Raw genomic sequence first — 14,183 nt, forward strand, 5'->3', positions numbered from 1 at the left:
TTAATGGTGCCAGCCATAGTAAAAGGCTAAAAATTTGTTCTCCTACTAAGCTTTAATTATTGGTTATAGTAGGAGAGCCGTTATGCCGCGTCCCAGAAGAACTCAAATCAGTATTGAAGACACTTCCTGGTACCATTGCTGCTCACGTGTTTGCCGGCGTGCATTGTTGATGGGAGATGATAATCTTACAGGAAAAAACTACGACCATCGACGTGCCTGGGTTGAATCACAACTGCTGACATTAACCAGTGCTTTTGCCATCGATGTTGCAGCCTATGCAGTGATGTCTAACCATTTACACCTTGTGTTGAATGTTGATATTTATCAGTCTAATCGTTGGACTGACAGAGAGGTTATTGAGCATTGGCATCAACTGTTTAAAGGGACTGAAATCACTCAAAAATTTGTGCAAGGTGAAATAATAGAAAGCGATGAAATCACCGCCCTCAAACATTCAATAGCCCAGTATCGCAGTCGATTAAGTGACATAAGTTGGTTTATGCGGGCATTAAACGAGCCCATAGCTAGAAAAGCCAATATCGAGGATAATTGTACGGGTCACTTCTGGGAGGGTAGGTTCAAGTCACAAGCCCTGCTCGATGAAGCGGCAGTGCTGGCCTGTATGGCCTATGTAGACCTTAATCCTATTCGAGCCAAAATGGCTGATACGCCAGAACAGTCAGATTACACCAGTCTTAAATTACGAGTAAAAGCGGCTTTAAAAGGCAAACAACCAAAAAGACTGCTGCCTTTTATTGGCAATGAATGCCTAAACCAACCTAAAGGCATCAACTTCTCACTAAAAGAGTACCTTGAATTAGTCGATGAAACTGGCCGAATAATTCGTAATGATAAACGAGGTGCTATCTCTTCGAATACGGCTAAGATATTAACCAGATTAAATATTCCCAGTGATATATGGATCAGAATCATCTCAGAATTTGGCAAGTTATTTCATGGGCCAGTGGGGACACTGCAAGAACTCACCAGCTACTGTGATCATTTAGAGAAACGACGACGGCATTTCTCTAGCTGTTGTCAGTATTTTCAAGCTGGCGAATAGTTCCAATCATTTATTTTGATAACGAGCTCAATATAAATTGGGTTAAATAGTGCCGTTTAAATTTCCTCATTTCCCCCATTAAATCCTCTTTTTGCAGCAATGCTGACTTTGAATATGTCATTCCCCTATGCGAATGGGTTTTTGGGTAAATATTATTGATTATTTATGCTCTAGACTGGATTTGTTATTGATTAGCAATGGGTGGCTATATTTTTTTGATTAGCAATGGGTGGCTATATTTTTTTATCAGCAAAATCACTATCGCCGAAGGTGGCTCGTCGATTAGCGGATAATTGGATGCTTCCTATCACAGGTTGCCCAGCTGTGGCACCAATAGCAATATCAAAATATTTAATGAAGACTCGGTCTAATCCCATATTATCTAACAGATCAGGATCACTGTTATCACCATGCTTATCGCCGTCGCTGTCTAGCCATTCTTGAGCATCATTCGGGAAGGCATCGCCGTTATTACCTTGCTTATCGCCGTCGCTATCAAGCCATTCTTGAGCATCATTCTGAAAGGCATCGTCGTTATCGCCATAGTTATCGCCGTCGCTATCAAGCCATTCTTTAGGCACAGCACTTGTATTTGAATCAGCACTTGAGTCAGTGCTTGAATCATTACAACCAAAGAGTGAAAACATGAGTAAAATCGCCGATAATAATTTATTAAATGTGTTGTGCATATAGAGAATGTATCCCAAGTTAAATCATCGCCACACTTTGACAATAATTTATCGATAATTGATGTTTTTGTTACTGCCAACAATTTGTTATTATAAGCGTTTTGAGCATTTACAATTTAAGAATTTCAATACTTGATGCCTCACTACTAATAGTGACCGTGTGTTGTACCGGCACCCGAAACCTAAACTAAAATCATGTTACTCAACAGCATTAACTACAATACAGTACAGAGTAATTTGTTAATTAGTGCATAAAAATTATTTATGACTAGTTAAGGCGCCAAGCAAAACATTATAGTCTTATAAGCAGTATGAAAAAAGAATTTTATTACATTTCCATATAAAAATACGGACCCAAACAATATCGATTGATAAAAACCAAAAGCCACAAGCTAAATAACAATGAATTACATAATATTATTTACAAACAATGAAACGACTTTAAATGACAAAATAAAGATCTTTATTGATAGAATACGCGTTAATAACTTAAGTAGATAACGACAAAATATTAATAAGTACTAAAATATAGATGGAGCACTACATTAAATGAAGTATACTGATATTCAATTTAGTTCTCTGCGGCTGCTGAAGGTGATCTTTGTCCAAATTCCATGACAAATTCTGTTATAAGATAGGCACAAGTCAAACAATCATCGGATCACTCACACCCCAACATTTCAATTTTCGCGTAATAAACAAACGGGCTAGCGGCCCTCTAAGATGACCCTTACCATTAACGAGTAGAGGGTCGCCTCATGAGTTTATCTATTTTACTCTTCAGTAGCTTCTGAGACTGAACACGAATAGCCTAGCGGCAGTGCGGCTTATCCAATACCGATTATAATGGGAAAAATTTATCTTAAACTAGGCAACTGTTACCAATCTGATGCGATTAAAAATAAAATTAAATCTTGGGATAAATAAATTGACAGCAGCTGTGATTTCATAAAGTAGCTAGGAAACCCTAGCTAATTCCCACACACTGCGGCATGGTGATTATTCTTTCTTACGACCGATGTCATACCAGTACATTGGCCAGCTATTTTGAGCACCCAAGTTATTGATCACTGAGGCGATCAAAACCAGCATAGTACTGCCGAGTAATACCGGCGTTATCAGATAGTCGAATCCCACTAGGCTCTGGCCCGCAAGAATTATCACCACAGGGTTGGCACCCGCTGGCGGATGTACCGCGCGAAAGTACTGCATCAACATAATGGACACACCGACGGCTAACGACATCACGATAATGGAGTCACCTAACGCGTGCAAGGCAATTAGGCCAACTGTTGAGGTGATTAAGTGACCCAAGATGACATTTCTAGGCTGCGCCAAGGGCGAAGTTGGCGCGGCAAAAAGCAGTACACAGGTGGCACCGAAAGGAGCCATCAGCCAAGGTACTCCGGTGGACAGCCCTAGTAAACTAAGCACCCAGATCCCGAGAAAGCCGCCGACCAGTCCTTTCATCAATTGAATAAATGTTGGTTTTGGTGGTAACGCGCCGCCAGCTCTTAGTTTGTTCATTATGTTATTTCCCTTAGAAAACGAGGCAATATCATGCAACCAATCGAGTTAGACTCGATCTGAGTTCTGCTAGATTTCGGCCTGAGTGTACAAGTCTGTACACTTTCATTTGAATAATACAGATCTGTACACAGAAAACAATATCCAATACCTTAAAAAGTGGATAACATATCCTGATGAATAAAAAAGAACATGTTATGGATATCGCCGAGGCCCTGTTTAACGACTTTGGCTATATCGCTGTTGGAGTAGATTTAATCCGCGATAAGGCGAGCGTCTCTAAAACGTCCATGTACCGATATTTCGGTTCAAAAAATAAATTGATTGAAGCCGTGCTGATACGCAGGCACCAGCGTTTTGAGGAAGAGCTAAACGCCACAGCACCAATCAAGGAAGACGCCAACAACAGGTTAGATGCGATCTTAGACTGGCACTTTAGCTGGTTCCGAAGCGTTAATTTTAAGGGATGCTTATTCATACACGCCTTAGCCGAATTCAAAGGAAAAGACGAGGCCATAGTACAGCAGGCATTACAGCATAAGGCTTGGCTTAAATCTAAGTTGTACTCTGTGTTCGAACCTGGACAAAAAGACATTGAAACTAAAACTGAAGCTATAATGACCTTTCTAGAAGGCATGATTATCAGGGCGGAATTTGGAGATGTTAGCGAGCACGAGGATATTTATAGGCAAGGAATCAAGGCTTTAGCCATAATTAATTTCCCGCACTCCCTCTAATATGGATGGCACTATCATTCTAATTTGAGAGGTTTAATCATGACTGGCACCATGCATTCGCTACGTTGAACTTGAGGGAAGTTAAAGTATCAAAAATCTTATGGGTGTCCACTTATCACGGTTACATCAAACTCATCGCCTTGATACTTTAAGTTAAAATAAATCATCGCCTTATATGCCATTTAGCACTCACAATGTCAGTACTGGCATGTGGTCAATGGCTTCATTTTTATGATGGGTGGCTCGATAAAGCCTTTGTGGTCAATGGCTTCATTTTTATGATGGGTGGCTCGATAAAGCCTTTATCCTAAAAAGGTATGAGCTTCCGCGACACCATATATATTATTAGATTTATCTAAATCTGTTAGAGCCTCCAACCCTAATTTCTCTGCTGCCAGCCCTCTACCTTCTGTATTCATTAGCTGATATGCATAATCAAGCTTTGTCATAGGATCACTGGTATAAGGGACTCCCGCGGCAGCACAGCCAAGTAAAAGAATAGAGATTAGTGAAATAACGGTTAGCTTCATGCTGGATTATCCTTAGGTGTATAACGTTCGCATATGGGGCGGATTATACGTAGTGAGGAACGAACGAAGTGTAAGCCGTCCCAGCAGCCGCAGGCTGCGATCATGATGCGCTTGTTAACTGCTTTTTTCATTCAGGACACCCATTTCTAATTCAAACCTATCAGCTGTAACAAACCACTCATACCATGGGATTGTCTCTTTAAAACCATCGAAGTGAAAAACTCCATTCTCGAATTTGGCATGCATAATTTCATCTAATGGCATATCCGGATCCGGATGTACTTTCGGTGATTTAGTATCATCCCAGAACTTTGCCTCTTCACCAGAAACACCAAGAAGCTTCAGAGTAGCAACATCAAAAGTCCAATCCTTTCCTTGTGACCACGGATGCTCTCGACTCACGAAAACACCGCATAGTTTAACGATAATACTATCGTTCTTTCTCTCGATGCTTTCGATACTCGCATCATGAAAGCTAAGATTCTCAAAATTTGTAGAAATCATAATAGGCAGCTAACAGCTTATTGATTAGCAGCAGGATAACGTTCCTGTCTGCTTATTAACTTTCCGCCAGCCTATCACCGCTAAGTGGTTGTTGTAAATTCGTTATTTCATAACTCACAGATAGAATACCGTAAATAATCAGATAAAAAAGATGCGCGGGTGTTTACGAGGTCTGCATAACGCTTTTCACCACATTATAACCTATTGATAAGGTTTGATTAATATTTTTACATTCGTGTTATCGATGCATTAACCCAGCGATTTATGCATCTTTTTTATAGTAATTATCTCAACCCCAGTTATACCTGAATATAAACACAGTAGACTAATGAGGTGACGACTATGGAGAAGTTAACATTTCTGGAGGCTATACGGACCGAGATCAGGGGGAGATAGGAAATGTCTAATGTATGTCTGGAACATACAAGACCCTGCACGGCACCACGGCAAGTGATAGATAGCCATGAAGGAGCGACCTCAAACGCACTCCTCAATACCAACTCAGCCAGAAGCTAAACCAGAAAATGTGATCCGCCTTCATTCCAAGTCCAGCACGCTTTGGGCCAGAAATGAGTTAGCTACCCTCCAACAAAACCTAAATCGAAGAGATGAATAAAAGGTGTGAACGCGGCTGTGACCTTCGACAGCAGGGTGAGGTTTCACTGCGTGAAACTATCCGAGCGAGAGATAGGGATAACGAACTGGCTGTTAAACACGGACGTTGTTTGATGTCGCAGAGGCTATAGGGACCCTTCCGTCAATTAGAGAGGGTGCCGTGTCACAGAAGTGTTTACATATTAGGGTCGTTCATTCACATCCATGTGAGCACGACATTGGTGCATCCTGCACGGCACCGCCGCAGGCTATAAATTACAATGAAGGAACGATCTCAAACACACTTCCCAATACCAAATAAGCCAAAAGATAAACCAAAAAATGTAATCTAGCTTCATTCCAAGGCTAGCCAAACCGCTGGATCCCCGCCCACACGCATTGCGGGAAAGACGAGTGTTGAATTGCTATCCCATATAGAGGTTCAACAAACAAATAACCTGCTTTGATAAATTCAGGTGTAGATGCGGCTACGAGCTTCGGTTTCAGGGATGAAATCGCAGAGCGTATAGGGATGACTCTTATAAAATCAAGAGCCGGCGTCTCGTAGAACCTTCTCAAAGTAAAGAGTGCACATTCGCCCAGGGCAGGCGATAGATAACCATGAAGGAACGACCTTCAAAAAATATCCCAATACCAACTCAGCCAGAAGCTAAACCACTTAAATGTAATCAAGCTTCATTCGAAGGCTTGCCTAAAGCTGTTCTTCGCGCAGGAAGACGGGAGAAGCATCGGTAGATTCAGCTTCACAGTAATGGTATCCCGCGCAGTCAAACTTGATCAGCTCAGCAAGGGTACTCACCTTGTGATCTAGGATATAGCGCACCATCATGCCGCGGGCTTTCTTAGCGAAGAAACTGATCACCTTGTACTGACCATTTTTACGATCTTTAAACACCGGCGTAATGATACTGCCCTTCACCAGCTTGGGCTTAACCGCCTTGAAGTATTCGTTCGAAGCCAGGTTGATAAGTATGTCATCGCCCTGCTCTTCCAGCGCTAGATTCACCTCATCGGTAATGGTGTTGCCCCAGAATTGATACAGGTTAGTGCCCTTGTCATTCGCTAAGCGGGTGCCCATCTCTAAACGATATGCCTGCATCAAGTCCAGAGGACGCAAGAGACCATATAAGCCTGAGAGTATTCTAAGATGCTTCTGTGCACGTGCGATGCCTTCTGCGGGCAAAGAGTCGGCATCTAGGCCGGTATACACATCACCGCGAAATGCATACAAGGCTTGTTTGGCATTTTCGGTAGTGAAGTGTGGGCTCCAGGTGCCGAAACGCGCCGCATTCAAACCAGCAATTTTATCACTCACCTTCATCAAGGAAGCGATTTCTGCCGGCGTCAATTTACGGCACTGTTCGATTAACTGAGCGCTGAAGTCGACAAGCTTAGGCAAGGTATATTCAGCCGTCCCTGCGGGGTTGTCATAGTCTAATGTTTTTGCTGGTGAAACTAAAACTAACATAGCCGATCCTTACACATCTTTGATGCGACCATCATACTGATGCACACATAAAAAAACCACGCTAATAAGCGTGGTTTTTTAGATTGTGCTAATTCATTCTAGCGAATCAATGCGCTCAAACAATTTATGCTTCTGACTCGGCCGCTTTCTTACCGCTCCACTCACTGGTTTCTATGCCATTAATTTCAGGGAATTTACTGGCATCGAAGGTGGGTGTCTGGCCTGCTTTAAGCTGACGTTCATAATCTTTAATTACCGCAAAGGCGACTTTCGATAACATGACAATGGCTGCTATGTTAACCAGTGCCATCAGTCCCATAGAGACATCGGCAAAGTTCCATACTAGCTGTAGCGATGCTACTGAGCCTGCCATCACCATGGCTAACACGGCGCCGCGGAAGATAAACAAGACCTTCTTACTCTTAGTAAGGAACATGATGTTGCTCTCTGCATAGCTATAGTTAGCAATGATTGAAGAGAAACAGAAAAGTAAAATAGCAAAAGAGATGAAATACGCTGACCAGCCACCTAACTCATTGGACAGAGCCAACTGTAACAGTCCAATCCCCTGCTGTTCCCCTGGGTTGTCTAACACACCAGATAGCAAGATAATCGCAGCCGATGCGGTACAGATCACAATCGTATCGACAAAAACGCCGATCATCTGCACGAAGCCTTGAGACGCAGGGTGGTTTGGATTGGGCGTGGCCGAAGCCGCAATATTGGCCGCGCTGCCCATGCCCGCTTCGTTAGAAAACAGACCGCGAGCGATACCCGCCATCATAGCGCCCATCGCGCCACCAGCAGCCTCTTCCCAACCAAATGCACTCTTAACGATCAAGCTCAATGCTGCGGGCACCTGGTCAATATTCAATACCAGCACAAGCATGGCAATCGATAGGTAAGCCACTGCCATCACAGGTACTATCAGCTCGGAAGCACGAGCGACCTTCTTAAGGCCACCACAGATGATATAAGCAGAGGCGAGTACGATACCGAGTCCGACAATCGTCTTATCGAAACCGAAGGCATTATTGAGGGCGTCAGTAATGGTATTGGCTTGAGCCGCATTGAACGCGAAGCCAAAAGCGATAATAAGTAAGATGGAGAACAAGGTGCCCATCCAACGCTTACCTAGGCCTTTTTCCATGTAATAGGCAGGACCGCCACGAAACTGACCTTCGCTGTCTTTTTCTTTATAGACTTGAGCTAAGGTTGACTCAATGAAGGATGTCGCCATGCCTAATAATGCGATTAACCACATCCAAAAAATAGCACCCGCACCACCCACTGTGATCGCGACGGCAACACCGGCCATATTTCCGGTACCGACACGAGCCGCCATCGAGGTACAGAAAACTTGGAATGACGAAATTCCATCGACCTTTTCACGGCCTTGAATGACCAGTTTTACACCATGGCCAAATAAACGAAACTGAATAAAACTCAGACGAAGTGTAAAAAATACACCCGCAGCGACCAGTACGTATATAAGCACGCTGCCCCATAACATGCCATTAATGGCATTCACTACAGATTCAACCGCACTAATTAATGATTCAAACATAATTATTACTCTATCCCTATGATAATCAAGTAGCTTATACTATCAGCCCCTAGACTAACGTGTTTTAGTTTTCTTCCATCTATTCGATAAAAATTGGTAACTTTCTTTTAGAGTTTTGCTTTCGTGAATATATTACATCACACTCACCAATTTTCCCTGCGGCAAAATAGCATACCATCAAAAATATCTCGCGTGACCCGGGTCACAATTAATCATTTACATAACACGAGTATCACACGCTAAAACGTATTCCAGTCAGCTTAGCAACCGTTCACACACGTTTTTCACCAGAAAATCGCAACAAAATTAAAATGTTATGACTTTACAAAAACAAGATGCAGGACACATTCTTGTAATAAAATTACAAATATAGTGGCTGGCATAAGCTTTGATTAAATTTTTGCCTACTATAGATGGGGTTATTTATGTCACAACAGCAAGAGATCGGCGCATTAAAGAAATTTGTAAGAGCGACTAATTTTCTAGCGACATCGCAAATTTATCTAAAGAAGAACGTACTGCATAAGCGTTCACTCGAACACACAGATATTAAGCCTAGGCTATTAGGCCACTGGGGCACTTGCCCGGGGATCAACTTTGTTTACGCTAACATCAACCGTCTTATCGTTAAAAACAACCGCTCATTCGTCTACCTTGTAGGCCCAGGTCACGGTTTCCCCGCAGTACAAGCCAACCTATTCATGGAAGGTTCTCTGAGTCACTATTACCCTGAAACTATTCCATACAATGAAGCTGGTATCACAGATATCTGTCAGAAGTTCTCAGCAGCTTATGGTTACCCTTCACACGCTAACCCGGAAGCACCCGGACAAATCCTTGAAGGTGGCGAACTCGGTTACTCACTTTCTGTGGCCTGGGGGGCAGTGTTAGATAATCCAGACCTTATTGCAGCATGTCTGATTGGCGATGGCGAATCAGAAACCGGTCCTCTGGCCGCTTCTTGGTATGCCAACCGTTTAGTAGACCCTGCCACTAACGGTGCGGTACTCCCCATCGTTCATATCAATGGTTACAAGATCTCGGGTCCGACGCGTATGGGCCGCATGAGCCACGAAGAGTTAGATCTTGAATTCCGTGGCCTAGGTTACCAGCCGATCATAGTTGACGATGAGCTCGAACAAGACGTCTATGTGCAGATGATTAACGCCATGGATAAGTCATATGAGATGATCACCGACATTCAGAAACGCGCCCGCAGCGGTGAAGATGTTGTTAAGCCACGCTGGCCTGTCATCTTGATGCGTACCGCTAAAGGTTGGACAGGTACTGCGCAGTACAACGGCAAGAAGCTTGAAGGTAACTGCGAATCTCATCAGGTTATCGTCAATAAGTGTGCTACCGATAAGGGACACCTAGATGCACTCGATACCTGGTTAGCCAGTTATAAGTTCAATGAGCTTTATTCGATTAACGATAAAGGCGAGCTCATCTTCGATGAAGCGATCCAGAGCCTACTCCCACCTAAGCAGCTAACTTGTGGTCAGCAACACTTAAGCTACGGTGGTGAGGTGGTTCGCGCACTGACTAACCCAGATCTAACTAAACTAGCCTACGGTCCAGAGACACCTCGTGGTACACGTGGTCACTCCATGTACAAGATGGGTGAATGGATGCGTGATGCGATGAAACTCAACCGCGATCAACGTAATCTGCGTATCTTTAGCCCTGATGAAACTTACTCGAACCAGCTTCAAGCCGTATTCGAAGAGACTGACAGAGCATGGCAGTGGCCCATCGAAGAGTGGGATACCGACATGGCCCGTGACGGTCGCGTCATCGAGCTATTATCCGAGAACTTGCTCTTCGGAATGATGCATGGATACACAGTGACGGGGCGTCACGCCATGTTCCCTACTTACGAGGCATTCTCACAAGTTGTCTCCTCGATGGCTGACCAATACTGTAAGTATGTCTATGCTAGCCAAAGCGTTCACTTCCGCAAGCCGGTGCCAGCTTGTAACGTGGTGCTCTCTTCGCTGCTAGAACGCCAAGATCACAACGGTTACTCGCATCAGAACCCTTCATTCTTAGGCGCCATGCTTGAGAAGCATCCGAAGATCATCTCAGCTTATCTGCCGGCAGATGGTAACACCACTCTGGTTTACACCGAGCGTGCCTACGCGGGTCGAGATAAGTTGAACATCATAGTTGCCGGCAAGAAAGACTTGCCACAATGGCTATCACTCGATGAAGCACGCGCACAGGCGAAAAATGGTGTCATGGTTTGGGACTTCGCTTCCGATGAAAACCCTGATGTCGTCCTGGTCGGTTGTGGTGATTACGTCACCCAAGAAGCCATGGCAGCTCTGGTATTGATCAGAGAAATCTTGCCTCGCGTTCGTATTCGTTTCGTCAGTGTCACCGAACTCACCAGTAGTGGTCTTGGTAGCTTAGACTTCCAGAGCAAGCCTTGGTTGATGGATGAAGTATTCACGGCCGATAAGGGCGTTATCTTTAACTACCATGGCTACCCGAACACCATCAAGAAACTGGTATTCGATTATAAAGGCAATGACAGATTCAGAATCAAGGGCTATGAAGAGGAAGGCTCTACCACGACACCATTCGATATGGGTGTCAGAAACGGGACCTCGCGTTACCATCTCGTTATCGACATGGCTTACAAGCTGTTCCAGCAAGGTGTTATCGATGAGACACAACATGTCACCATCACCACAGATATGCTCCAGCGTCTGGTGGAACACAGAAATTATATCAAGGAAAACGGTGTCGACCCCATCAGCCTAGATAACTGGATCTGGACCCGATAGCAACAACAAAATCAACATCTTAAAAATATATTAACCAGATAACTAGGTGCATTTTTTTTAGAATGCACCTTTTTTTATGCTTTAAAACTATAATTTGAATGTTCTAAATCATATTAATACCTAGGGACGCCTATAATTTAATCAACAATAATACCCGCTAGCGATTAAACCCCATATTTCCCTACAGAGGTGCTGGCACCGTTTCACCAAGAGGTGAAACACTATTAGGGAAAGGAACAGTCACTAAGGATTTGAAATGATGAACAATACATTGAAAGCTATTCTGTTGACTTCAATGCTCCCTTTCGCTGCTAACGCGGCTCAAGAACTCACCCCCTGGTATGTCGGCGGCGGTCTTGGCGTAAATAATTACCAGCCAAATTGCGACATGAAGACCATGAAGAGCTGTGGCAAAGATGATCCTTACGCATGGGATGTGTTTGCGGGTTACCTCTTCAACGACTATTTCGGTGTTGAATTAGGTTATCGCGATCTTGGCCGTGCCGAGTGGATAGATTATGCCAATAAAATGAATGATGTTGGCGCTAAAGGCTTGAGCTTGGGAGTCGTAGGTTTCTGGCCAATTGCTGACCGCTGGAGCCTATCGGCTGAAGCCGGTGCGATGAACTACACGCTGTCGAACAATAAAGAATATGGCAGTGAGTATTACAGTGACAGCGGTATTGCACCTTACATTGGGGCTGGTATTGGTTATAACATCACCGAAAATCTAAAGCTTCAGGCCAAATATCGTCGTTACGAAAACCTAGATGATGACAAGTGGAACACACTGGCTATGGAAAGCAACTACTGGGGCCTAGAGCTTAGCTATCGTTTCGGTACTCCAGCTACTGTTATTGTTGCCGCTGTTGTTGTCGATTCTGATAACGATGGCGTCACCGATGATATGGATCAGTGTCCAGACACTGCAGCCAATCACAAGGTTGATGCGAAAGGTTGTACTATCTATTCTGAGACTACCGAGCAGCGCGATATGGGCTCTATCCAGTTCGCGAATAACTCTGCAGTGGTAGAGACTGAGTCTTTCGAGCGTATTGAAAAGCTGGCAACTTACATGAACAAGAAGCCTGAATCGACAGTGTTGATCTCGGGTCACGCTTCAGATGTAGGTAAAGCGGACTACAACATGGCCTTATCAGACAAGCGTGCGAAAGCCGTGGCTAAGATTCTTGTCGAGAAGTATGGCATTAGCCAAGATCGCGTTGAAGCTAAAGGTTTCGGTATCACACAAGCTGTTATCCAAGGTAACAGCGCCGCAGCAAACAAGGCTAACCGTCGTATCGAAGCTCACGTCACCGGCGTAAAAAGAGAAGCCGTGATCAAGTAATCACTCTCTCTTGTCGATACATAAAAATCGCTGCCTGATGCAGCGATTTTATTTATGATGCGAGAACAAGCTAAATAATGGCACTCATGCCGATGGGGATAGCTCCCCATGTGTCATTCATTCTTATCCAGAGTGTAATCCCCCCTGTAATGGTAAAGATGGATTTTATCTATAGTCAAAATCAACTGACACGCTATACTCTCAGCTACCTATTTTTGATTAACATTGAGCGTGAACTGGCTATTAAAAAACGCTTTTACTGATATTTTACAACTTTTCTGTAAGTTTTACTCATTTACGGTTGGAAATATCATCAAAATCGCTTCTAATACTCTCAAGCAATCACAAACCTTAAGCTGCTTCTTAAGAAGGATGTTATTTATATGGCTAATACACTCGAGCAATTGAAATCTTTTACCACCATAGTCGCCGATACGGGTGACATTGAGGCCATCAAGCGTTACCAACCACAAGACGCGACCACCAATCCGTCTCTCATATTAAAAGCAGCCCAGATCCCAGATTATGGCCATCTAATCGACAACGCTATCACTTGGGCTCAATCACAAAGTGATGTAATTGAGCAACAGCTCGAAGATGCGGGTGACAAGCTTGCGGTCAATATTGGCGTAGAGATCTTAAAGATCGTTCCTGGTCGTATCTCCACCGAAGTCGACGCAAGACTCTCTTTCGACCAAGCTGGTTCGATCGAAAAAGCCCATAAACTGATTAAACTGTATCAAGAAGCTGGCATAGATAAGTCACGTATTCTGATCAAGCTAGCTTCCACATGGGAAGGCATCTGCGCCGCTAAGCAGCTAGAGCAAGAAGGCATTAACTGTAACCTAACTCTACTATTTAGCTTTGCTCAGGCCCGTGCTTGTGCAGAAGCCGGTGTTTATCTTATCTCACCGTTTGTCGGCAGGATCTTAGATTGGTATAAGAAAGACACAGGTCAGGACTACAGTGCTAGTGAAGACCCAGGTGTAGTTTCTGTTACCGAGATCTATAACTATTACAAATGTCATGGCTTCAACACAGTCGTCATGGGCGCCAGCTTCCGCAACACGGGTGAAATCCTCGAGCTTGCGGGCTGTGATCGTCTAACAATAGGCCCTGCACTACTCGAAGACATGGCAAATTCACAGGTTCAGGTTGTGCGTAAACTGGTGCCTGTTGAGCCATCTGTTGCAGCCGGCGAGCCACTGACAGAGGCACAATTTCGCTGGGAATTTAATGAAGACCCTATGGCGGTTGAAAAACTAGCCGAAGGCATCAGAAACTTCGCCATCGACCAAGCTAAGCTCGAAGTGATGCTGAAAGAGAAACTGACCTTTTGAAGG

The 14,183-nt window shown here is 44.0% G+C and carries 11 protein-coding genes; 5 read left to right on the plus strand and 6 right to left on the minus strand.

The features are described from left to right. The first annotated feature begins 82 nt into the window (after positions 1-82). Positions 83-1,063, plus strand: coding sequence for a transposase (locus tag HRU42_RS07470; RefSeq protein WP_295029943.1), 981 nt, complete (start codon positions 83-85; stop codon positions 1,061-1,063). A 233-nt stretch (positions 1,064-1,296) separates the two neighbouring features. Here the strand turns inward: HRU42_RS07470 and HRU42_RS07475 are convergent, their stop codons facing one another. Next, on the minus strand, positions 1,297-1,752 hold the full coding sequence (locus HRU42_RS07475; RefSeq protein WP_295029945.1) for a hypothetical protein: 456 nt from the start codon (positions 1,750-1,752) through the stop codon (positions 1,297-1,299). A 999-nt stretch (positions 1,753-2,751) separates the two neighbouring features. Continuing rightward, positions 2,752-3,279, minus strand: coding sequence for an HPP family protein (locus HRU42_RS07480; protein ID WP_295029946.1), 528 nt, complete (start codon positions 3,277-3,279; stop codon positions 2,752-2,754). 176 nt (positions 3,280-3,455) lie between these two features. On the opposite strand from HRU42_RS07480, the gene HRU42_RS07485 reads away from it, so the two are divergent. After that, positions 3,456-4,016 carry a TetR/AcrR family transcriptional regulator gene (locus HRU42_RS07485; RefSeq protein ID WP_295029947.1) on the plus strand — a complete coding sequence of 187 codons (561 nt, stop codon included), beginning with the start codon at positions 3,456-3,458 and terminating at the stop codon, positions 4,014-4,016. 302 nt (positions 4,017-4,318) lie between these two features. Here HRU42_RS07485 and HRU42_RS07490 read toward each other — a convergent pair whose 3' ends face one another. The 4 genes from HRU42_RS07490 to HRU42_RS07505 form a co-directional block, all read right to left on the minus strand. Continuing rightward, a complete protein-coding gene (locus tag HRU42_RS07490; RefSeq protein ID WP_295029949.1) occupies positions 4,319-4,546 on the minus strand; it encodes a hypothetical protein in 228 nt (75 codons plus the stop codon). A 114-nt stretch (positions 4,547-4,660) separates the two neighbouring features. Next, positions 4,661-5,050: a hypothetical protein gene (locus HRU42_RS07495; RefSeq protein WP_295029950.1), complete on the minus strand. Its 390-nt coding sequence runs from the start codon at positions 5,048-5,050 to the stop codon at positions 4,661-4,663. Positions 5,051-6,356: 1,306 nt separating this feature from the next. Next, the gene (gene yaaA / locus HRU42_RS07500) at positions 6,357-7,133 is read right to left on the minus strand and encodes a peroxide stress protein YaaA (RefSeq protein ID WP_295029952.1); all 777 of its coding nucleotides are present in this window, start codon (positions 7,131-7,133) and stop codon (positions 6,357-6,359) included. A gap of 124 nt (positions 7,134-7,257) precedes the next feature. Then, the gene (locus HRU42_RS07505; protein WP_295029953.1) at positions 7,258-8,700 is read right to left on the minus strand and encodes a sodium:alanine symporter family protein; all 1,443 of its coding nucleotides are present in this window, start codon (positions 8,698-8,700) and stop codon (positions 7,258-7,260) included. A 425-nt stretch (positions 8,701-9,125) separates the two neighbouring features. Between HRU42_RS07505 and HRU42_RS07510 the strand changes: the two genes are divergently transcribed. The 3 genes from HRU42_RS07510 to tal all read left to right on the plus strand — a co-directional run bounded on the left by HRU42_RS07510 (position 9,126) and on the right by tal (position 14,180). Continuing rightward, complete coding sequence (locus HRU42_RS07510; protein ID WP_295029954.1) at positions 9,126-11,492, plus strand: phosphoketolase family protein; 2,367 nt, start codon at positions 9,126-9,128, stop codon at positions 11,490-11,492. A 256-nt stretch (positions 11,493-11,748) separates the two neighbouring features. Beyond that, positions 11,749-12,840, plus strand: coding sequence for an OmpA family protein (locus HRU42_RS07515; protein WP_295029955.1), 1,092 nt, complete (start codon positions 11,749-11,751; stop codon positions 12,838-12,840). A 383-nt stretch (positions 12,841-13,223) separates the two neighbouring features. Beyond that, a complete protein-coding gene (tal, locus tag HRU42_RS07520) occupies positions 13,224-14,180 on the plus strand; it encodes a transaldolase (protein WP_295029957.1) in 957 nt (318 codons plus the stop codon). Positions 14,181-14,183 lie beyond the last annotated feature (3 nt).

The sequence above is a fragment of the Shewanella sp. genome, assembly GCF_013214165.1.
Lineage (GTDB): Bacteria > Pseudomonadota > Gammaproteobacteria > Enterobacterales > Shewanellaceae > Shewanella.